We start from the raw sequence: 20,791 nt of genomic DNA, 5'->3' as shown, positions 1-20,791 counted from the left end.
CAGGGAAGGTATTTTTTCCTGTTTCGAAGGAAGAGCAAGGTGCTCTCGCACGACCGCGTTTGGGCCGCCATCGACGCTCTTGCCGAGCGTTATTCGCTTTCGGCCTCTGGACTGGCCAGGCGCGCTGGCCTCGACTCGACCGCCTTCAACAAATCGAAGCGGCTGTCCTCAGATGGACGGCCGCGCTGGCCGTCGACCGAATCGCTGGCCAAGATCATCGAGGCAACCGGCGCCTCGCTGGATGAATTTGCGGGGCTGGTCGAGGGTCGGAGTCATTCCGGCGCACTACCCGTGCAGAGATCGTCGGTGCCGCTGCTCGGCTTCGCCCAGGCGGGCGCCGGTGGCTTCTTCGACGACGCCGGGTTTCCAGCGGGGCAGGGATGGGACCTGATCGAGCTTCCGGCACGGGCAACCGAAACCTCCTATGCCTTGAAGGTCCAGGGCGATTCCATGCTGCCGCTCTATCGCAATGGCGATGTCCTGATCGTCGAGCCAGGGGCTACCATACGAAAGGGTGATCGCGTCGTCGTCAAGACCAATGCCGGCGAGGTGATGGCCAAGGTGCTCGACGGCCAGACACCGAGGTCAATCGCGCTGGTCTCCCTCAATCCCGATCACCCGGACCGCGACATCCCCATGCGCGATGTCGAATGGGTGGCGCGGATTGTCTGGGCAAGCCAGTAGGCGCGGGGCCGGTGCGTCTGCCTCACCTTGCCTTGGCTGTTCTGGCGATCCCGGCGATGGCCACGGCAATTGTCGCCGCCGGCCGCGCCGTCCAGAGCGAAAGCGGCGGCCCCTGGGAGCAAATCCAGGTCGGCGTTGAACCGCAGCCCGCCGCGCCGGCTACGTCGGCCATCCCGAAGCCAGTGCCGGCCAAGCAGGCGGCGCATTCGAGGGCAATCGATCCAGAAATCGTGGTGCCGCCGCAGCTCGGTTCCAACGAGCTTGAACGGATAGAGCCGCGCGCCCCGTTGAGCGATCTGGCATTGGCCGGACCGCCCAAGCCGCCAAAAACGAAAATGCCCGACGACTGGAAAGGCACGAAACTATTCCAGCCAGTCGCGTCGGCCGCCGGGGTCATCGAAGTAAAGGGCTATTCGATTGCGGTTTCCGGTATCGACATCGTCAAGCAGGAGGAGACTTGCACCGACGGCGGCGAGTCCTGGAATTGCGGCATTCGGGCGCGAACGGCCTTCCGCGCCTTTCTCCGCAGTCGTGCGGTGGTCTGTGCCGTGCCGCCCGAAGGCGGTCGTGATCTGATCGCCGCCGAGTGCCGGATCGGCAATCAGGATATCGGCCAATGGCTGGTCGAAAATGGCTGGGCGCGCGCCGCCAAGGGCGGCCCTTACGCAGAAGCCGGCGAGAAGGCGCGTGCAGCAAAAAAAGGCGTCTTCGGGCCGCCGCCGAGCGTTTCAGGCCTGCCGCCGCTCCCGGCTGCTGCGTCGCGATCCGCGCCTGTAGCGCCTAGCTCGATCCTGGAGGAGCAAGACGGCGTCCTCATGCCGCCAGCTGACCAGCCAGCGCCCGCTGAATGAGCTCGCGCGTTTCGGCGATGCCGTAGAGCGCGGCGAAGGAGCCGAAGCGCGGCCCGCGTTCCTGACCTATCAGCACCTGATAGATCATCTGGAAGAAGGCGACGGAGACACCGGGTCCGCCCTCCGGGCTCTGCTTGGAATGATCCTGGTAGCGCTCGATCTTGCGCGCAACATTGAGGGCAGCGTTCTGGATTGCCTCGCTGTCGGCATCAGCCGGCAGCGCGGCGAGCGCTTCCGAAAGCTTGGTCAGCGCCTCGCGCTCGACCGCGTCGGCAGCACGGTACACTTTCGCCGGCTTCACGAAATCGTCGAAATAGCGGATGGCATATTCGGCCAGCCGGTCGAGCTCGGGATGGGTTGTCGGCGTCACACCCGGCGCGTGGCGCGAAATGAAACCCCACAGCACGTCCCTGTTCTGCGCATTCGAGGCGCTGACCAGGTTGAGCAGCAGCGAGAACGGAACCGGCAGGTCGACTGCCGGGGGATTGCCGTCATGCATGTGCCAGACCGGATTGCCCAGCCGCTCCTTCCAGTCCTGCCTCTGATAGGCAGAGAGGAACGTGTAATATTCGTCTACCGCCCTCGGGATGACGTCGAAATAAAGCTTCTTCGCGGTTCGCGGGCGCTGGAACATATAAAGGCTAAGGCTCTCGGTCGGCGCGTAAGTCAGCCACTCGTCGATGGTCAGCCCATTGCCCTTCGACTTCGAGATCTTCTGGCCGTTCTCATCGAGGAACAGCTCATAATTGAAGCCCTCCGGTGCCGGAGCATCGAGCGCGCGGCAAATCTGCCCGGCGAGCTTGACGGAATCGATCAGATCCTTGCCGGACATCTCGTAATCGACGCCGAGTGCTGCCCAGCGCATCGCCCAATCTGGCTTCCATTGCAGCTTGGCATGACCGCCGGTCACCGGCGTCTCGAAGCGCTCGCCGGTGTCCGGGTCGCGCCACACGATGGTGCCGGCGTCGAGCTTGCGCTCGTCGATCGCGACTTGCATGACGATGCCGGTCTTGGGATGGATCGGCAGGAAGGGCGAATAGCTCAGCGCCCGCTCCTCGCGCAGCGACGGCAGCATAATTGCCATCACCTTATCGAAGCGCTCGAGCATCTTGAGCAGCGTCGCGTCGAAGCGGCCGGAAGTATAATAGTCGGTCGAGGAAGCGAATTCGTAATCGAAGCCGAAACGGTCGAGGAAAGCGCGCAGCCGTGCGTTATTGGCGGCGCCGAAGGACGGATACTCATTGGAGAACGGGTCCGGTATCCTGGTCAGCGGCTTGCCGAGATAGGCGCGCAGCATGTCCTTGTTAGGCACATTGTCCGGCACCTTGCGCAATCCGTCCATGTCGTCGGAGAAGCACAGCAGCCGCGTCTTGACCTTGTCTTCAGTCAGCACGCGGAAGGCGTGGCGCACCATAGATGTGCGCGCCACCTCGCCGAACGTGCCGATGTGCGGCAGGCCGGACGGGCCGTAGCCGGTCTCGAACAGCACCGTTTCCGGGTAGCCGCTGCTCGCGTAGCGGGCGACGATCTTTTTCGCTTCCTCGAATGGCCACGCCTTGCTTTCGGCGGCGGCGGCGAGGACTTCCGGGCTGAGATCGATCGGCTGTTGTTCGGCCATGATGCTATTCCTGCAACTTTGCCAGCATCCATGCCGGCAGCCGCATGCTCTAGACCATGATCCCGAAAAGTGGAACCCGGTTTTCGGGCAGCACCGTGATCAGGCAAGAAGATTAAGAGCCCCCGTCCCGATAGTCAGGATGGATCAAGTTCCAAGGCGTGATCGGAGCGCCAACGATCGCGGCTGTTTTTCCTTGCGGCGCCGGTCCCTCGTTCCTAACTTCGGGACCGTCTCAAGGAGTTGTAAATGCCATTGTCGCCACACGAAGCCATGATCTACCTGATGGTCATCACCTCGGCGTCAGACCGCGACATGACCGACGTCGAACTGGCGCGGATCGGCGACGTCGTTCGATCCTGGCCGGTGTTTGAGGATTTCAACCAGGAGCGGCTGGTCGAGGTCGCCCAGGCCTGCCAGAAAATGCTGCATGAAAAGGATGGGCTGGAGGGCGTCCTGGCGCGCGTCGCCGAGGCGCTGCCCGAACGCCTGCGTGACACCGCCTATGCCGCCGCCTTCGAGGTCGCAGCTGTCGATCTCGAAATGCGCCTGGAGGAGGTGCGCGTCCTGCAGCTCGTCCGCCGGGAACTCGACCTCGATGCGCTGACGGTCGCCGCCATTGCGCGAGCCGCCAAGGCCCGCCTTCGCACGCTGACCTGAGCCGGCGGCCAAGCTCAGAAAAAACTGACGGGAAAATAGCGCAGATAGAACTCGGCGAACGTGCCTTTCACCGAGATTTCCTGCAGCGCGTAGTCGAAAGCGGCGGCCAGTGCCGGATCGTCGGCCCTGGTGGCGATTGCCATGCCTGAGCCGAGATATTCGGGCGCCAGATAGGGGCCGCCGGCAAAGCGGCAGCAGCCCGCTGCATCCGAACCGCCGAGCCAGAAGGCGAAACGCATGCCGTCGCCGAAGGCGGCGTCGATCTTGCCGGCTTTCAGCTCGCCATAAAGCTCCTCCGGCTTTGCGAACGGGACGATTTGGACGTCGCCGAAATAATCGCGCAGCATCCGCTCGTGCGCGGAGCCGGCGATCACGCCGACACGCTTGCTGCGCAGCTTGTCGAACATTGGTTCGGTCAGCGCCTGTGTCTTCAGCATGATGAAGCGTGCCGGAAATTGCAGGTAGGAGCGTGAAAATGCGTATTTCGACCGCGACTCCGGCGTCGCGGCGATGCCGGCAATGATCGCTTCGCCCTCGCCTTTCCCGAGCGCACCTTCGAGCTCGGCCCAGGGCAGCGCCTGGATCTGGCATTTTTCGGCAATGCCGAGCTCGGCGCAGATGGCGCGCGCCAGGTCGACATGGAAGCCCGACAGCCGGCCTGCCCCATCGAGGAAATTGAACGGCGGGAAATCCGTGGTGGTCAGGAATCGCAGCCGCGGCAGCATCGAAAGGTCCGGCTTTGGCAGCCGCTCCTTGGCGTCCCAGAACACCGGCACCTGCGGCTCCGCGGCGAGCGCAGCAGCCGCAAGCGATTGCGCTCCGATCAATATCAAGATCAATGAAATGGATATGCGCCGAAACGCCACGCGACGACTCCGTCCGGTCTTGCCCCGCCTTTCGTACGAAATAACACAGGTTTTTGTACGAAAAAAACACAGGTACGACGGTTTTTGGTTTCATCATTGCAATTTAGGGATATTGTTTAGTGAGTTTGCAAGTGACTGCGTGATGCCGGCTGAAGAGGAGCAGTAGGACGCACAGGGGAGGCAGCTTTGCAGTCCGGGGTTGATGGCGTGGTGCGGGTTGATCACTGCCATTGGCCTCAAGAGCGGAAGGCAACATGGGGTAGATGTTGCGATGGGTCATTTCGATCGTACGCTGGAGTTGATAGATCAGTTGCAGCACGCCGGCACAGCCGCCGCCGTCTGCGAAAAGCTGCTGGGGGTAACAAGCGGGTTCGGGCTGACGGCGCTGATGGCCGGGACGGTTCCGCAACCTGGCACGCCGAGAAACCAGCAAAAGGACCATGTGCTGCTCTGCGACTGGCCGGCTGAATGGCTTGAGCGCTACGTCGCGCGCAACTACGTCGATCACGACCCCGTCGTCAGCCACATGAAGCAGCTTCAAGCGCCATTCCAGTGGCGGGAAGCATCTCAGGGCATCCGCATCGGCAAGAGCGGCGGCGAGGTGATGGGCGATGCCGGCGAATTCAAGCTGCGCGACGGGTTGGCCTTCCCGCTAATCACGCTCGATGGCCAGATCGTCATGGTGTCGCTAGGCGGCGAGGCTGTCGAATTGTCGAGTGCCGAGTTCGGGTTGGTGTCGCTGGTCTCGACTTATGCGATTGGCCGCGCAATGCAGCTCCACACCATGGCGGGCAAAACCATCGATCATGTCGAATTAACGCCGCGTGAGCGCGAATGCCTGCAATGGGCTGCTGTTGGCAAGTCCGAATGGGAGATTTCACAAATTCTCGGCATTTCGGAACACACGTCAGAGAAACACCTTCTTAACGCCAAAAGCAAACTCGGTGCCGTCAACCGGGTCCAGGCCGTCGCGGAAGCGATAAGGCGCGGCTATATTAACTAGGTCGGCCGCGCCGGCCTAGAAATTCTTGCTTGCGTGATCGCGTAATTTTTTTGGGAAAGCACGGCCGTATCTTCCTATTGAAACTAGGAGACGGCAAATGCTTTTTTCCCTCACGACCCAGGAATTGATGGAACGGCCCGACCTCTGGGAGGCAGTTCATCGTTTGCGTTACAGAGTTTTCGTCGAAGAGATGGGATGGACCGATCTGCAGCGCCCTGATGGCCTCGAGATCGATCAATTCGACCACGACGAGGCAGTGCACCAGATCGTCATCCGCAATGGCGAGCTCGCCGGTTATCAGCGGATGTTGCCGACGACCCGGGCACATCTTCTAACCGATGTGCTGGCGGACCTTTATGAGGGAACCCCACCGTCGGGCCCGAATGTCTATGAACTGACCCGCTATGCGGTTGCGCCGGGATTCCGCGACGGTCGGCGCGGCGTGTCGACGGTCGGCACCGAGCTGATCGCCGGCTTCGTCGAGTGGGGTCTGAAGCGCAACGTCAATCAGGTGATCATCGAATTCGAGCCGATGTGGGTGCTTCGCGCGCTGCAGCTGCATTTCCTGGCAACGCCGCTCGGTTACCAGCGTACCTATGGCAACCAGCAGGTGGTTGCCACACTGCTCACCTTCAACGAGCACACGCTCGACGTGGTGCGTTCGCGCCGCAACCATTTTGCGCCGGTGCTGGCCAGAGGGTACCCGGACATGCTCGGACAGAGACGCGCCTCGTGAGATTGGAGAGAGGCCATGAACGTTCACGCAAAAGCAGAATTCCGCAATCACACGCTGATCGTCACGGTATCGTCGGGTGACGGCCGCCCGGTGCTGGACAGGCGGGCCTATGAAAGCCTGGCCAGGACATTCCACGAAGCCGCTGTCGACGACGACGTCCGCGTCGTGGTCCTGCGCGGCTTGGCCGGGTGCTTCTGCCTCGGTGCCGATTTCTCCGAATTTCTCGACGCCACCAAACATCGGCGACTGATCGCCGCCGTCACCGATATGTTCCGCACGCTGGCGACGTTCCCGAAACCGGTCCTTGCCTGTGTCGACGGCGACGCCGTCGGCGTCGGTTGCACCATCCTGTTCCACTGCGACATGGTGATCGCCTCGAGCAAGAGCACGTTTCGGGTGCCGTTCGTCGATTTCGGCCTGGTGCCGGACGCGGCGACCAGCATTCTGGCGCCGCAGAAGCTCGGCTATGCCGGGGCGTTCCGCTTCTTCTGCCTGGGCGACACGCTCGCCGCCGAAGATGCCAGGGCACTGGGCCTTGTCGGCGAGATCGTGACGGACGGCAGCGTCGAGGAAGCCACGTTGGCAAGAGCCAGGCAACTCGCCAAGAAGCCTGTCGCGGCGCTGCTACAGACGCGCGACCTGCTTAGGGGCGACACCGGCGCGCTCTGCGACCGCATCGACCAGGAGATCTCGCTTTTCCAGCAGGCGCTGCAGGACGACACCACGCTGAAGCGACTGCAGCGGATTGCCCGGCTGGCGGCATGAGAGCCGCGTATCGATGAGGTGAGCTTATTTTTCGAGGAAAGTCGGCCCTTCGCCGATGATCTTCTTGTCCTCCTTGCCGATGACGTCGAGGTCGCGGCCGTCATAGGGAAGCGAAAGGAGAATGCGCTGCATCACGGCCAGCCGCGCGCGCCGTTTGTCGTTCGCCCGCACAATGATCCAGGGCGCGAACTCCTTGTGCGTGCGCTCGACCATCAGGTCGCGCGCTTTGGTGTATTCGTCCCATTTGGTGATGCCGGCGATGTCGATTGGCGAAAACTTCCAGCTCTTCAGCGGGCTCCAGCGGCGGTCGTGGAATCGCTCGAGCTGCGTTTCCCGGCCGATGTTCAGCCAGAATTTGAAGAAATGTATGCCCTCGTTGCGGATCATCCGCTCGAAATGCGGAACCTCGTTCAGAAATTGCTCGTGCTGCTCGGGCGTGCAGAATCCCATCACCGGTTCAACGCCGGCGCGGTTATACCAGGAGCGGTCGAAGGTGACGAATTCGCCCGACGTCGGGAAGTGGTCGACGTAGCGCTGGAAGTACCATTGTCCAAGCTCGGTGGGCGTTGGCTTGGTCAGCGCCACGTTGCGCGCCGTGCGAGGGTTCAGATACTGGCGCAAAACGAAGATCGTGCCGCCCTTGCCGGCAGCGTCGCGCCCCTCGAACAGCGACATTGCCCGCTTGCCCGTCGACTGCAGCCACGCCTGCGCCTTGACCAGCTCGATCTGCAGCTTCTCTAGCCTCTCGTCATACTCCTCGCTCTTCATCTTCTTGTCGTAAGGGTAACCGCCGGCGGTGAGCTTGCGGTCCTCGACCCAGTCGGGAAGCGCGGGGGCCTCGATGTCGAACGCCCTCTCCTTGCCGTCGATCATGATCTTCAGCGGCCCCGATGAGGGTGCGGTGGGGCTTTCCTTAGCGTTTTTCATCGAGGCGAACCTTTCCAGCTTCCGGACTCGTGCTATTGGGAGCCTTACTGCATCGGCCCGAAAATCGGAATCGATTTTCGGAAAGAACGATGCAGCAGATAAAGTGGTAGAGCGTCCTTTGTGCGTCCAATTGGACGCACTGCGCTCTAGCGCCGGTCCAGCAAGAAGTTCTTGAAGTGGCCGCAGACGGAGCGCAAATGGCCGACATCGGCACAGAGCGGAGAGGCAGGGCGCAAGCCGTCGCCATGCGGCTGTGGAACAGCCGCTGGCTGCTGGCGGCCGGCCTCGTTGCAGTTCTGATGGTCTATGGTTTTGCCGGCATGTCTGGCTATGTGGTGCTGCTGGCTGGCGCCGTGCTGGTTGCCGCTGCGATGCTGCCGGCCGGCATCGCCCGCCAATCGACCGAAAATGCCGCGGCCATCGAGTCAAGCGTGCAACAACTTTCCGGCGAATATCTCGCGGCGGCGGTTGCCGATCCGCTGATCATTTTCGATCGCTCCGCCGCCATCGTCCACGCCAACGCCGCTGCCTTTGCCGCCTTCGGCGGGATTGCCCCCGGCATGTCGCTGTCGCTGAAATTCCGCGCGCCGGAAATGCAGGCCTTGCTGGATAGTATCTTGGCGGGCAACGTCGCTTCGGACAGCGTCGACTACATAGAAAAGCTGCCGGTCGAACGAGCCTATCGGGTGAGCGCGTCTTCAGTCGGCCATGCCACGGATCTCTACGTGCTGGTGTTCAAGGACCAGAGTGAGGCGCGCCGGATCGACAGAATGCGTGCCGACTTCATTGCCAATGCCAGCCACGAGCTGCGCACGCCTCTCGCCTCGATCGCCGGCTTCATCGAGACGCTGCGCGGGCCGGCCCGCAACGACCCCGCGGCGCGCGAGCAGTTCCTGCAGATCATGCAGAACCAGACCAGCCGCATGGCGCGCCTCATCGACGACCTTCTGTCGCTGTCGCGCTTGGAGATGAAGCCCTATCTCAAGCCGGGAACCGAGGTCGACCTGCGCCAGGCCATCGACAGCGTCATCGATTCGCTTGGGCCGCTCGCAAAGGAAAACGGCGTCGTCATCGAGCGTGATTTCGCGGAAGGGCCGCTCGACGTGCCCGGCGATCGGGACGAGCTTTTCCAGGTCTTCGAAAACCTGCTGGAAAACGCCTGCAAATATGGTCAGTCGGGCGGACGCGTCGTGGTGTCGATCATACGCAGCGACAGCGATCCCGAACCAGGCATCGACGTCACCATCAGGGATTTCGGCCCCGGCATCCCCGAAGAGCACATCCCGCGCATCACCGAGCGCTTCTACCGCATCGACGTCGAGAACAGCCGAACCCAGAAGGGCACCGGCCTTGGCCTGTCCATCGTCAAGCATATCCTGACCCGCCACAACGCCAGACTCTCCATCAGGTCGGAGGTCGGCAAGGGTGCGGCGTTCACGGTCCATTTGCCGGCTCGCTAACGTAGTACTATCTCTAGCACATAATGGGCCGTTTCTTTTTTCTGTCATCCGGCTAGCGTATCAGCGGGGATTCGAGGGAACGACTCAACCACGAGATCCCGGGAAGGCATTTCGTCCATGCAATCCGTGCATATCGTCAGCGCCTATGACGAGGAGCTGAAATATCTGTCGAAGCGCATCGCGGCGATGGGCGGGCATGCCGAGCGCATGGTCGAGCAGGCGGTCGCGGCGCTGGTCAATGCGGATCCGGGGCTTGCCCAGAAAGTCATTCGGGACGACCTGGTTCTGGATGAGGGACAGCGCGAGATCGACGACAAGGCGATCATCATCATCGCCAAACGCCAGCCGATGGCGACGGATCTGCGCGAGATCGTCGGCGCGATCCGCATCTCGGCTGACCTCGAACGGGTAGGCGACCTCGGCAAGAACGTCGCCAAGCGGGTGGTTGCCGTCGCAGACGGGCGCCAGCCGAACAGCCTGTTCCGCGGCCTCGAGGCTTTGGCCAATCTGGCACTGACCCAGCTCAAGGAAGTACTCGACGTCTACGCGTCGCGGTCGGTGGAGAAAATCGGTTTCGTGCGCGACCGCGACGACCAGATCGACGCCATGTACACCTCTCTGTTTCGCGAATTGCTGACCTACATGATGGAAGACCCACGCAACATCACGCCCTGCACACATCTCCTGTTTTGCGCCAAGAACATCGAGCGCATCGGCGACCACGCTACCAACATCGCCGAGACGATCTACTATATCGTCACCGGCGATCAGATGCCGGCCGATCGTCCGAAGGGCGACAAGACGGACAAGATTATTCTTCCCGCAACCCAACCAGCGAAGTGAGTTCTCTCAGAACTGATGCGAATTTCGGATTCGCCACCTGACAGAAAATTGCGCTAAGCTTTCGACGCGCCGACTTCTCAGTTCCGCGATGAAGGCCCCGCCTTCAGGAGGCTGCGATGGAATACGTCCGCGAGTTTGCTCCTGCGCCGCCGATGTCGGGTATAATCGCTTGCGGCGTCTATACGGCTGGGCGGCGCATCGCCGACATTCCGATCGAGGAAGCCGGCGAATGGGCCGGGAAGCCGGGCCACGTGGTCTGGATCGGACTGCTGGAGCCCGACCGCAATTTGTTGCTGCGCGTCCAGGCGCAATTCCATCTGCATGAGCTGGCGATCGAGGACGCCGAGCATCCGCACCAGCGACCGAAGATCGAGCAATATGGTGATGCCCTGTTCATCGTTGCCCGCACGGCGCAGCTGATCGACAGCCGCGTCACCTTCGGCGAGACGCATCTGTTCGTCGGCGCGGGCTACATTGTCAGCGTCAGGCATGGCCCGTCGACCTCCTACGCGGCCGTTCGCCAGCATTGGGAAAGCTGCCCGCATTCGCTTGCCAAGGGCGAGGATTTCGTCCTCTACGCCATTCTCGATTTCATCGTCGACAACTATATGCCGGTGCTTGAGCAGATCGAAAACGAGGTCGAGGCGATCGAGGACAAGGTTCTGCTGAAACCGATGACCGGCTCCGATATCGAACGGCTTTATATGCTGCGCCGCGATCTCTTGCGCCTGCGTAATGCGGCCCTGCCGCTGGTGGAGGTCTGCCGGCGGCTCACCAGCGCCGATCTGCCGCAAATCCACACAGCCATGCACCCGCTGTTTCGCGACGTCACCGACCACATCCGCACTGTCCAGGAAAAGATCGACAGCCTGCGTGAGGTTCTCGCCTTCGCCTTCGAGGCGAGCCTTCTGGTCGGTCAAAGCCAGGAGACGGCGATCTCCAAGAAGCTTGCCTCATGGGCCGCAATCTTGGCCGTGCCGACGGCATTCGCCGGCATTTACGGCATGAATTTCAGCGACATGCCGGAACTGAGGATGGAATATGGCTACCCGGCCGTCCTGGCGGCAATTGCCCTGATCTGCACGTTTCTTTACTGGCGGTTTCGCAAGAATGGGTGGCTTTGAAGCGAGGGCAGTAGGGCAGTAGGGCAGTAGGGCAGTAGGGCAGTAGGGCAGTAGGACAGTAGGACAGTAGGGCAGTAGGGCAGTAGGGCAGTAGGGCAGTAGGGCAGTAGGGCAGTAGGGCAGTAGGCTATCGCTTCGGGAGCGCGCTTCTCTACAATTCACCTACTGCCGTACTGCCTTACTCCCCTATTCCCCTAACTATCTGCTCCGCCGCCGCTCCGATGCCGGCTGGAACGCCACGCGGGCGTGGTACTTGCAGTAGGGGCCGGTTTCGGCGGCGTCGTTGCCGCAGAAATGGAAGTCTTCCGAAAGCGGATCGCCGTTCGGCCATTTGCAAGTGCGCTCGTTGAGTTCGACAAGTTGCAGATGCCGCGAGATCGGCACGACGACGTTCTCGACCGGGCGGATATAGTGGCGCGCCACCGGTTCGGCATCGAACTGCGCCTTGAGCGCGGTCGCACCGATCGACATCGAGGTGGTGGCATGGCGCGTGGCGCTTGCTGCCCGGGACACCGATTTCTGGATCGTCGATCCCTGCACCGTCTTCTTCTGGCGTGCCGGTGAGGCGGTCGTGCGTCCGCGACCGGACAGTTTCAGCCGGTGCACTTTGCCGATGACCGCATTGCGGCTGACCCCGCCAAGCTGTGCGGCGATCTGGCTGGCGCTGAGGCCCTCCGACCACAATTTTCTGAGAAGTTCGACTCGCTCGTCAGTCCAGTTCATGAGACCGCGCTCCTGCTGAAACGTGCGGCAATCGGAATCCATTCCCGACCCGGCTTCTGCCGGGCAGACACCACATATATCGGGTGATTAGGTCCGCCGCACGAAATCTAGTTATTTCTCTACTACAATTACCTTATGCGCTGACTCGGTGACAAGAGTCCCAAGGCCAACACGAATCGGTTTTTTCGGTTTTCCCCAACTTGCCCGGTCGCTTATGAGCCGGCGTTATGCTGGGGGGCTTGCCGCGCGACCTTGCGCGACCTTTTCGTTGACTTCACGGCCGAAAAACACGATAAGCCACAAGGGCCGCCGCTTTGGCGGCTTTTTGATTTTTCCGGTTCCGGAGACGCATATAATGAGCGGTTCGGCGCTTTTCGAGACCTTTGTTCGCGCACCCCTGGCTTTCGACCACGGTGAAGGCACCTGGCTGGTCACCGACAAGGGCGAGCGATATCTCGATTTCGCCGGCGGCATCGCCGTGAATTCGTTGGGCTACAGCCATCCGCATCTGGTCGCGGCCCTCACCGAGCAGGCCGCCAAGCTCTGGCACGTCTCCAATCTGTACGAGATTCCGGGACAGAGCCGGCTCGGCGAGCGGCTGGCCGACGCAAGCTTCGCCGACAAGGTGTTCTTCACCAATTCCGGCGCAGAGGCGCTCGAATGCGCCATCAAGACGGCGCGGCGCTACCACTTCGTCAAGGGCCATCCCGAGCGCTACCGCACAATCACCTTCGAAGGCGCCTTCCACGGCCGCACCCTGGCGACCATCGCCGCCGGCGGCCAGTACAAGTATCTGGAAGGTTTCGGCCCCAAGGTCGACGGCTTCGACCAGGTCGGCTTCGACGATGTGGATGCCGCCGAGAAGGCGATCACGCCTGAAACCGCGGCGATCCTGATCGAGCCGGTGCAAGGGGAGGGCGGCATCAGGCAAGTGCCGACGCAATCGCTGAAGCGGCTCAGGCAGCTCTGCGATCAGCACGGACTGCTCCTGATTTTCGACGAGGTCCAATGCGGCGTCGGCCGCACCGGAAAGCTGTTCGCGCATGAGTGGGCGGGTGTCACACCCGACCTCATGGCGGTGGCCAAAGGCATCGGCGGCGGCTTTCCGATGGGTGCCTGCCTCGCCACCGACGAGGCAGCGGTCGGCATGACCGCCGGCGTGCACGGCACCACCTTCGGCGGCAATCCGCTGGCAATGGCGGTCGGCAACGCCGTGCTCGACGTGGTGCTGGAAGACGGCTTTCTCGAAGACGTCCGGCGCAAGGCACTGCTGTTGAAGCAGGGGCTCGCTGGCGTCGCCGACGAATTTCCGGATGTTATCGAAAGCATCAGGGGCACCGGCCTGATGCTCGGGCTTAAATGCGCGATGCCCAACACCAAGGTCACGGTGGCACTGCGTGACCAGCATCTCTTGACGGTTCCGGCCGGCGACAACGTTATCCGCCTGCTACCGCCTCTCACCGTCACCGACGCCGAGATCCACGAAGCGCTCGAGCGCATTCGTGCCGGCGCCAAGAGCCTGGCAGATGCCATCGTCGCTGCCGCTGCGAAGTAATCCTGGAATTTCTGATGTCCCTTCGCCATTTCACCGATCTTTCCGCCGTTTCCGAAGGCGATCTGCGCTTCATGCTCGACGACGCAGCGGTGCGAAAGGCAAGGCTCAAGGCCGGCGAACGCAGCAAGCCGCTCGAAGGCAAGGTGCTGGCGATGATCTTCGACAAGCCGTCGACGCGCACGCGCGTGTCGTTCGACGTCGGTATGCGGCAGTTGGGTGGCGAGACGATCATGCTGACCGGCACCGAGATGCAGCTTGGCCGCTCGGAGACCATTGCCGACACGGCCAAGGTGCTGTCGCGCTATGTCGATGCCATCATGATCCGCACCACCTCGCATGACCGGCTGCTGGAACTGACGGAAAACGCTACGGTCCCCGTCATCAACGGGCTGACCGACGAGACCCATCCCTGCCAGCTGATGGCCGACATCATGACCTTCGAAGAGCACCGCGGTCCGGTGGCCGGTAAAACGATCGCCTGGACCGGCGACGGCAACAACGTGCTGCATTCGCTGCTGGAGGCATCCGCGCGGTTCCATTTCAAGCTGAACGTCGCCGTGCCCGAGGGCAGCGAACCGGCCCAGAAGCATGTCGACTGGTCGAAAGCCAATGGCGGCAAGCTGAAATTCAGCCGTTCGCCCGAGGAGGCCGTTCACGAGGCCGACTGCATCGTCACCGACTGCTGGGTGTCGATGGGCCAGGAGCACCGTGCCCGCGGCCACAATGTCTTCCTGCCCTATCAGGTCAATGCGGCACTGATGGCGAAAGCCAAGCCGGACGCGCTGTTCATGCACTGTCTACCGGCGCATCGCGGTGAGGAGGTTACCGACGAGGTCATCGACGGACCGCATTCGGTGGTGTTCGATGAGGCCGAGAACCGGCTCCATGCCCAGAAGGCGGTCTTGGCCTGGTGCCTGGGCGCTTGATACGAGCCGCGGTGATCCGGGCCGGCCTGATCTGCGCCGCCTTGATCTGGGCCGCCTTGATCCGGGAGTTGGTGGTGCCTATCTCAGGCGCATCACGCAAATCGAGCGCGTCTCGTCGCATGCGCCCCGGAGGGCGGCATCGCCGCGCCCCGGAGCTTTGTCATGTTGGAAACTCATCAATTGGCTGAACATAAACCCAAGCTCGGCGAATTCGGCTACGCCGGCGACGACCATGTCGTGCCGTTCGAGGTCGGCCCGCTCGACGTGCGCGGTCGCACCGTCCAGCTCGGGCCGATGCTCGATGCTATTCTCAGCCGCCACGACTATCCCGAGCCGGTCGCCCGGCTCCTGGCTGAAGCCTGTGTGTTGACGGTATTGCTCGGAACTTCGCTGAAGTTCGAGGGCAAGTTCATTCTGCAGACCCGCACCGACGGGCCGGTCGACATGCTGGTCGCGGATTTCTCCACGCCGCACGCGCTGCGCGCTTATGCCCGCTTCGATGCCGACCGGCTGCAGGCTTTGACTTCTGCCGGCGAGACGTCACCGCAGACGCTGCTCGGCAGCGGCGTCCTGGCGCTGACCATCGACCAGGGCGCTCACACACAACGCTACCAGGGCATCGTCCAGCTCGACGGCGTCACACTGGAAGATGCCGCACGCACTTATTTCCGCCAGTCGGAGCAGATTCCGACCGACCTCCGGCTTTCGGTTGCCAAGCTTCTGACGCCCGGCGTCGGCGGTGCCCGCGAGCAATGGCGGGCCGGTGGCCTGCTGGCACAATTCCTGCCGCAGTCGGCGGAGCGCATGCGCGTACCCGACCTTCCCGGTGGCGACGGCGATCCGCGTGAGGAAATCCACGACCCGACCGACAATTCCTGGCAGGAGCTGCTGGCGCTGGTTGGTACTATTGAACCGACCGAGCTGATCGATCCGACGATCGGCGCCGAACGGCTGCTTTACCGGCTTTTCCACGAGCATGGCGTCCGCGTGTTCGGCGGGGTGCCGGTCGCCGACCAGTGCTCATGCTCGAGGGAGAAGATCCACGGCATCCTCGAAGGCTTTTCCGCCGAGGAGATCAGGGACAGCACCGAGGATGGCAGCATTCACGTCGCCTGCGAATTCTGCTCGAAGCAATATGACTTCGACCCGGCGGAGTTTGCAGCGGCCGGATGACGGCCGTCAATTGACGGTGCGCCGCATTCCCGGCAAGTCGAGCGAGAAGGCGGGGATGGCGACGTCGAACGTCTCGCCCCGCTTGTTGCGCATGGTGTAGTGCCCGACCATGATGCCGGACGGCGTCGAGAGCGGGCATCCAGACGTATACTGATAGCTGTCGCCGGGGTTGAGTCCGGGTTGCTCGCCGACGACCCCGGGGCCGCGCACTTCCTCGACCTTGCCGGTGCCGTCGGTAATGTGCCAGTAGCGCGACAGAAGCTGCACGAACTCATCCGACTGATTGTCGATGGTCACCTGATATCCCCAGACATAGCGGTTTTGCGGCGGGTCGGAGTGATCCTCCAGATAGAACGGCCTGACCTGCACTTCGATGTTGCGGGTGACGGCGCTGTACATAAACTGCTCCAAAGCAATGTAGATGGAACTTCGACGCTCAGCGCAGTTTGATCAACGATGCGCGTCATCTCCTTGCCCGACTCGAGCGCAGGTGCCGAAAAACAATGTCATTTAAGTGACACATGACAATGATGGTGTGCAGGCTTGTGCCGGGCGACTCAGCGTTCTGTCGAATTGTTGAAAACGGCCGTCATGCGGCCGGCACTTCTGGAGTGACCAGATCTCGATGGAACCGACATTCGCAGCCGCCCTCCTTTCCATAGCCCTCCTTCTTTCAAATCTCGCCAGCATCCTGTTAGCTTCGCTGAAGCTGAAGCGACCAGGCAGGATCGCACCGCCCGCGGCCAACGCGCCGCCGGTATCGATCGTCATCCCGGCGCGCGGCGTCGAGCCGTTTGCCGAAGAGACGCTGGAGCGCGCCTTCTCACTCGACTGGCCGCGCTACGAACTCATCTTCTGCGTTGCCCATGCCGACGACCCGGTGGTCAAGCCGATCACCGCCGCAATGGCGCGCTTTCCAGCTATTCGCGCCCGTCTTCTAGTCGGTGACGACCGCATCAGCGGCAATCCAAAACTCAACAATTGCGTGAAGGGTTGGGAAGCGGCGCATTATAGCTGGGTCATCCTTGCCGATTCCAACGTGCTTATGCCGAGCGACTACGTCCAGCACCTGATGGCGGCGTGGCGGCACGACACCGGCCTCGTCTGCTCGACGCCGATCGGCTCGCGGCCGGACGGCTTCTGGGGGGAGGTCGAATGCGCCTTTCTCAACACGCTGCAGGCACGCTGGCAGTACGCCGGAGAGGCGCTCGGCCTCGGCTTCGCGCAGGGCAAGAGCATGTTGTGGAATAAGCCGATGCTCGACGCCAATGGCGGCATCTGCGCGCTTGCTGCCGAGATCGCCGAAGACGCCGCCGCGACCAAGCTGGTCAACGGGTTCGGACTGCGGGTCAATCTTGTCGCCTCGCCCTTCGAACAGCCGCTCGGCCGGCGCACGTTTGGCGAGATCTGGTCGCGGCAGGCGCGCTGGGCGCGGCTGCGCCGCGTCACCTTCGCGCTGTTCTTCGCCCCCGAGATCCTGATCGGCGCAGCGCCGCCGCTGGTGCTTGCGCTGATCGCGGCGGCTGACGCCGGCGTCAGCCTGCCGGCAACCGCCATCGCCGTGCTGGTCGCGGCCTACCTGCCGGAATGCGCCTTGGCCTCGGCCAAGGGATGGCACCTGTCGCTGCGCACCATCCTGGCGATGATGGCGCGAGACCTGATGCTTCCCGCCATTTGGGCGCGCGGATGGCTGAGCGGCGCCGTCGACTGGCGCGGCAATGTGATGACTATCCAGACCAAGCCCGTCGCGGAGCTGGAAGAGACCCCGTCCGGCGCCTGATCGGCGCGTCCCCGCTCGCCTCTATTCGGCCAGCCCTTATCCGGCAACTCTCAGTGCCTGCTCGATGTCTTCGAGCAGGTCGTCGGCGTCCTCAAGGCCAACTGACAGCCTGAGCGTTCCCGGTCCGATGCCGAGCTCGGCGCGGGCCTCATCGGTCAAGTTCTTGTGCGTCGTCGTCGCCGGATGGGTGATCAGGCTCTTGGCGTCGCCGAGATTGTTGGAAATCAGCACGACGTCGAGTGCGTTCTGGAAGGCAAAGGCCGCCTGCTTGCCGCCCTTCACATCGAGGCAAATCAGCGTCGAGCCACCCGACATCTGCTTCTTGACCACCGCCGCTTGCGGGTGGTCGGCACGGCCAGGATAGATGACACGGGCGATTTGCGGGCGCTCGGCGAGGAAATCCGCGATGCGGCCGGCACTTTCCGTTTGCTGGCGTACGCGTAGCGGCAGCGTCTCCAGGCCTTTCAGCAGCGTCCAGGCATTGAAGGGCGAGAGGCTTGGGCCGGTGTGGCGGAAATAGTCATGCAGGTTCTCGTCGATCCATTTCTTGTCCGACAGAACGATGCCGCCAAGACAGCGCCCCTGGCCGTCAATATGCTTCGTGGCCGAATAGACGACGATGTGGGCGCCGAGCTGCAGGGGTTTCTGCTGCAAGGGCGTAGCGAAGACATTGTCGACGATCAGCCTGGCGCCGATCGAATTGGCAAGTGCCGCGACGGCGGCGATGTCGATCACCTCCAGCGTCGGATTGGTCGGGCTTTCCAGAAAGAACAGTTTGGTGTTCGGCTTGACCGCCTTTTCCCAATTGGCGATGTCGGTGCCGTCGACCAGCGTTGCCTCAATGCCGTATTTCGGCGCCAGCGTCTCGACCACCCAGCGGCAGGAGCCGAACAGCGCGCGCGCCGCGACGATATGGTCGCCCGCCTTGGCGCTGCACAGCAGTGCTGCCGTCACCGCCGCCATGCCGGATGCCGTGGCGCGCGCGTCCTCGGCTCCTTCCAGCGCGCACATGCGTTTCTCAAACATGTCGACCGTCGGATTGGCATAGCGCGAATAGATGAAGCCCGGCTCCTCGCCCTTGAAGCGGGCCTCCGCCGCTTGCGCCGTCTCGTAGACATAGCCTTGGGTGAGATACATCGCCTCGGAGGTCTCGCCGAAGCCGGAACGCAGCGTCCCGGCATGCACGAGTGCGGTCTGAGGCTTCCAGTCGCGCTTCTTGGTCATCATTCCATCCAAACACCAAAATTGGTCCAAACAACAAAAAACCGGTCGCGAAAGTCGCAACCGGTCCATATGGCCTTGCGGCCCGACGGTCCTTTAGCGACTTGTTTAACGTGGCTGCAAGCCGACCGGCCAAATCACCACGGGATAACGAGCTTTAGACCCGCGCCACGCTTGCGTCAATTGCCGGCATGATTAAGAGGGTTGTACCAAGCAGGTGCCAAAGGCGTCCACGGTCGGACCTGCGACAGAACAAGACCTCGCCCGGCGTTCGAACGGAGCCAGACCCTTGCGGCAGACAGGCATTCTTCCCGATCAGGATATTTCCGCGCTGTTCCAGACGGGCGCGCTGAAATCGCCGCGCACGCTCGATTCCGATCAGATCCAGCCGGCCAGCCTTGACCTCAGGCTCGGCGACAAGGCCTGGCGGGTGCGTGCTTCCTTCTTGCCCGGCCCGGACTACAGGGTTGTCAACAAGCTCGACCGGCTGAAGCTGCACGAGATCAACCTCGCCGAAGGTGCCGTGCTGGAAACCGGCTGCGTCTACATCGTGCCGCTGCTCGAAAGCCTGGCGCTGCCCGCGCATATTTCCGCCTCGGCCAACCCGAAAAGCTCGACCGGACGGCTCGATATCTTCACCCGGGTAATGACCGACCGTGGCCACGAGTTCGACAAGATCGCCGCAGGCTATGAAGGTCCGCTCTATCTGGAGGTCAGCCCGCGCACTTTCCCGATCGTCGTGCGCACCGGCTCGCGGCTGTCACAGATCAGGTTCCGCACCGGCAATGCGCTCTTGTCAGAAAGCGAGCTGCACGAGTTGCACCGCGCCGAGATGCTGGTCGCCACCGAACCACCCAACATCTCAGGCGGCGGCATCGCGCTGTCGATCGACCTCGACGGCGACAAGGATGGGCTTGTCGGCTATCGCGGCAAGCACCACACCGGCCTGGTCGACGTCGACAAGCGCGCCGCGCAGGATGTCGTCGATTTCTGGGAGCCGCTCTACAAGAGCGGTGCCGGCGAGCTGGTGCTCGATCCGGACGAATTCTATATTCTGGTGTCGCGCGAGGCGGTGCATGTGCCGCCAGTCTACGCCGCCGAAATGACGCCTTTCGACCCGCTGGTCGGCGAGTTCCGCGTCCATTATGCCGGTTTCTTCGACCCGGGTTTCGGCCATTCGGCGTCGGGCGGCACCGGCAGCCGGGCGGTGCTCGAGGTGCGCAGCCACGAAGTGCCGTTCATCCTCGATCACGGCCAGATCGTCGGACGGTTGGTCTACGAGCACATGCTGAAACGGCCGCAGGCGCTCTACGGCACAGATCTAGGCTCGAACTATCAGGCGCAGGGCCTGAAACTGTCCAAGCATTTCCGCGTCGCCCGCTGATCTTGTTCGCAGGCCATCAGCCGCGAAACAGATATTCTTTCGCGGCGCCAAGGCAGCCATGAAACTGACCGACAAAGAGCAGTTCTCGCACTGCCAATCGCTTCTTCCCCCAAAAACCTCTGGTTTGCTTCTCGTCGTCAAGTGAGGCGCTTGAGCTGGACTGCAAGGGGAACAACTGCTTGCCGAGACATCCCAGCACATGGGCTCTGGCGGAGTCGATACCGCAGGCTCTGCCATTGTCGTTCAGTCTGTCAGCGCGGAGTGCGGACGTCATGCGATCCGCGTTGCGCATCAGAAAGCTCACTTGCGATTTCGAATAGCCGGTGGCCAGAAGCCGGTCAGTCATCGACATTCGGGCTTCGCGATAGGATCTTGCGCTGCATTGTCCGGCGCTGTAAGCCGCTGGGGAGAAATAGGCGAGGAACAGGACTAAACTTACGAACACAGTGCCAATCCGCAGGCCGTTCATTTCTCGCCCCTGAATTATGTCACCAG

Annotated in this window: 21 protein-coding genes and 1 riboswitch; of the genes, 14 read left to right on the top strand and 7 right to left on the bottom strand. The window is 62.4% G+C overall.

Translation table 11 applies throughout. The features are described from left to right. The first annotated feature begins 39 nt into the window (after window positions 1-39). On the top strand, window positions 40-684 hold the full coding sequence (locus tag NKI29_RS26615) for a S24 family peptidase (RefSeq protein ID WP_352570363.1): 645 nt from the start codon (window positions 40-42) through the stop codon (window positions 682-684). Window positions 685-695: 11 nt separating this feature from the next. Continuing rightward, window positions 696-1,535, top strand: coding sequence for a thermonuclease family protein (locus tag NKI29_RS26610; RefSeq protein WP_352570364.1), 840 nt, complete (start codon window positions 696-698; stop codon window positions 1,533-1,535). On the opposite strand, the gene NKI29_RS26605 is transcribed toward NKI29_RS26610, so the two are convergent. Further along, entirely contained in the window at window positions 1,498-3,153 is a 1,656-nt protein-coding gene (locus tag NKI29_RS26605; RefSeq protein ID WP_352570365.1) for a lysine--tRNA ligase, read from the bottom strand. The two genes, NKI29_RS26610 and NKI29_RS26605, sit on opposite strands and share 38 nt — an antisense overlap. Before the next feature lie 246 nt (window positions 3,154-3,399). Between NKI29_RS26605 and NKI29_RS26600 the strand changes: the two genes are divergently transcribed. Continuing rightward, the gene (locus tag NKI29_RS26600; protein ID WP_023677339.1) at window positions 3,400-3,810 is read left to right on the top strand and encodes a tellurite resistance TerB family protein; all 411 of its coding nucleotides are present in this window, start codon (window positions 3,400-3,402) and stop codon (window positions 3,808-3,810) included. Window positions 3,811-3,824: 14 nt separating this feature from the next. Here the strand turns inward: NKI29_RS26600 and NKI29_RS26595 are convergent, their stop codons facing one another. After that, window positions 3,825-4,676, bottom strand: a complete 852-nt coding sequence (locus NKI29_RS26595; RefSeq protein WP_352570366.1) for an ABC transporter substrate-binding protein — start codon at window positions 4,674-4,676, stop codon at window positions 3,825-3,827. A 271-nt stretch (window positions 4,677-4,947) separates the two neighbouring features. Here NKI29_RS26595 and NKI29_RS26590 point away from each other — a divergent pair, with 271 nt between their 5' ends. The 3 genes from NKI29_RS26590 (at window position 4,948) to NKI29_RS26580 (ending at window position 7,180) form a co-directional block, all read left to right on the top strand. Then, on the top strand, window positions 4,948-5,679 hold the full coding sequence (locus tag NKI29_RS26590) for a helix-turn-helix transcriptional regulator (protein WP_023677341.1): 732 nt from the start codon (window positions 4,948-4,950) through the stop codon (window positions 5,677-5,679). A gap of 97 nt (window positions 5,680-5,776) precedes the next feature. After that, window positions 5,777-6,415, top strand: a complete 639-nt coding sequence (locus NKI29_RS26585; protein WP_023677342.1) for an acyl-homoserine-lactone synthase — start codon at window positions 5,777-5,779, stop codon at window positions 6,413-6,415. A gap of 15 nt (window positions 6,416-6,430) precedes the next feature. Continuing rightward, window positions 6,431-7,180 carry an enoyl-CoA hydratase-related protein gene (locus NKI29_RS26580; RefSeq protein ID WP_352570367.1) on the top strand — a complete coding sequence of 250 codons (750 nt, stop codon included), beginning with the start codon at window positions 6,431-6,433 and terminating at the stop codon, window positions 7,178-7,180. 24 nt (window positions 7,181-7,204) lie between these two features. On the opposite strand, the gene ppk2 is transcribed toward NKI29_RS26580, so the two are convergent. Continuing rightward, a complete protein-coding gene (ppk2, locus tag NKI29_RS26575) occupies window positions 7,205-8,107 on the bottom strand; it encodes a polyphosphate kinase 2 (protein ID WP_352570368.1) in 903 nt (300 codons plus the stop codon). A gap of 197 nt (window positions 8,108-8,304) precedes the next feature. Here ppk2 and NKI29_RS26570 point away from each other — a divergent pair, with 197 nt between their 5' ends. The 3 genes from NKI29_RS26570 (at window position 8,305) to NKI29_RS26560 (ending at window position 11,534) form a co-directional block, all read left to right on the top strand. After that, a complete protein-coding gene (locus tag NKI29_RS26570) occupies window positions 8,305-9,567 on the top strand; it encodes a sensor histidine kinase (protein ID WP_352570369.1) in 1,263 nt (420 codons plus the stop codon). A gap of 117 nt (window positions 9,568-9,684) precedes the next feature. Further along, window positions 9,685-10,410 carry a phosphate signaling complex protein PhoU gene (gene phoU / locus NKI29_RS26565; protein WP_023677346.1) on the top strand — a complete coding sequence of 242 codons (726 nt, stop codon included), beginning with the start codon at window positions 9,685-9,687 and terminating at the stop codon, window positions 10,408-10,410. Between the two features lie 116 nt (window positions 10,411-10,526). Then, window positions 10,527-11,534 (top strand): magnesium and cobalt transport protein CorA, encoded by a 1,008-nt coding sequence (locus tag NKI29_RS26560; RefSeq protein WP_023677347.1) that lies wholly within the window; start codon window positions 10,527-10,529, stop codon window positions 11,532-11,534. Between the two features lie 198 nt (window positions 11,535-11,732). Here the strand turns inward: NKI29_RS26560 and NKI29_RS26555 are convergent, their stop codons facing one another. Then, on the bottom strand, window positions 11,733-12,257 hold the full coding sequence (locus NKI29_RS26555) for a GcrA family cell cycle regulator (protein WP_023677348.1): 525 nt from the start codon (window positions 12,255-12,257) through the stop codon (window positions 11,733-11,735). A gap of 355 nt (window positions 12,258-12,612) precedes the next feature. On the opposite strand from NKI29_RS26555, the gene NKI29_RS26550 reads away from it, so the two are divergent. The 3 genes from NKI29_RS26550 (at window position 12,613) to NKI29_RS26540 (ending at window position 15,911) form a co-directional block, all read left to right on the top strand. Beyond that, window positions 12,613-13,812: an aspartate aminotransferase family protein gene (locus NKI29_RS26550; protein ID WP_023677349.1), complete on the top strand. Its 1,200-nt coding sequence runs from the start codon at window positions 12,613-12,615 to the stop codon at window positions 13,810-13,812. Window positions 13,813-13,826: 14 nt separating this feature from the next. Then, the gene (argF, locus tag NKI29_RS26545) at window positions 13,827-14,738 is read left to right on the top strand and encodes an ornithine carbamoyltransferase (protein ID WP_031211966.1); all 912 of its coding nucleotides are present in this window, start codon (window positions 13,827-13,829) and stop codon (window positions 14,736-14,738) included. A 162-nt stretch (window positions 14,739-14,900) separates the two neighbouring features. Beyond that, entirely contained in the window at window positions 14,901-15,911 is a 1,011-nt protein-coding gene (locus NKI29_RS26540; protein WP_023677351.1) for an Hsp33 family molecular chaperone, read from the top strand. Window positions 15,912-15,917: 6 nt separating this feature from the next. On the opposite strand, the gene apaG is transcribed toward NKI29_RS26540, so the two are convergent. After that, on the bottom strand, window positions 15,918-16,310 hold the full coding sequence (gene apaG / locus NKI29_RS26535) for a Co2+/Mg2+ efflux facilitator ApaG/CorD (RefSeq protein ID WP_023677352.1): 393 nt from the start codon (window positions 16,308-16,310) through the stop codon (window positions 15,918-15,920). A 226-nt stretch (window positions 16,311-16,536) separates the two neighbouring features. On the opposite strand from apaG, the gene NKI29_RS26530 reads away from it, so the two are divergent. Continuing rightward, window positions 16,537-17,691, top strand: a complete 1,155-nt coding sequence (locus NKI29_RS26530; protein WP_023677353.1) for a glycosyltransferase — start codon at window positions 16,537-16,539, stop codon at window positions 17,689-17,691. Window positions 17,692-17,727: 36 nt separating this feature from the next. Here the strand turns inward: NKI29_RS26530 and NKI29_RS26525 are convergent, their stop codons facing one another. Beyond that, window positions 17,728-18,918: an O-succinylhomoserine sulfhydrylase gene (locus NKI29_RS26525; protein ID WP_031211967.1), complete on the bottom strand. Its 1,191-nt coding sequence runs from the start codon at window positions 18,916-18,918 to the stop codon at window positions 17,728-17,730. Between the two features lie 70 nt (window positions 18,919-18,988). Beyond that, a riboswitch (SAM riboswitch) is annotated at window positions 18,989-19,066 on the bottom strand. A 135-nt stretch (window positions 19,067-19,201) separates the two neighbouring features. On the opposite strand from NKI29_RS26525, the gene NKI29_RS26520 reads away from it, so the two are divergent. Then, window positions 19,202-20,296, top strand: a complete 1,095-nt coding sequence (locus tag NKI29_RS26520; RefSeq protein ID WP_023677355.1) for a 2'-deoxycytidine 5'-triphosphate deaminase — start codon at window positions 19,202-19,204, stop codon at window positions 20,294-20,296. A 16-nt stretch (window positions 20,297-20,312) separates the two neighbouring features. Here NKI29_RS26520 and NKI29_RS26515 read toward each other — a convergent pair whose 3' ends face one another. Continuing rightward, window positions 20,313-20,765, bottom strand: coding sequence for a hypothetical protein (locus NKI29_RS26515; protein ID WP_023677356.1), 453 nt, complete (start codon window positions 20,763-20,765; stop codon window positions 20,313-20,315). Window positions 20,766-20,791 lie beyond the last annotated feature (26 nt).

The organism is Mesorhizobium sp. M0678 (genome assembly GCF_040320505.1).
Lineage (GTDB): Bacteria > Pseudomonadota > Alphaproteobacteria > Rhizobiales > Rhizobiaceae > Mesorhizobium.
This window is presented reverse-complemented; position numbering and strand designations above follow the sequence as displayed.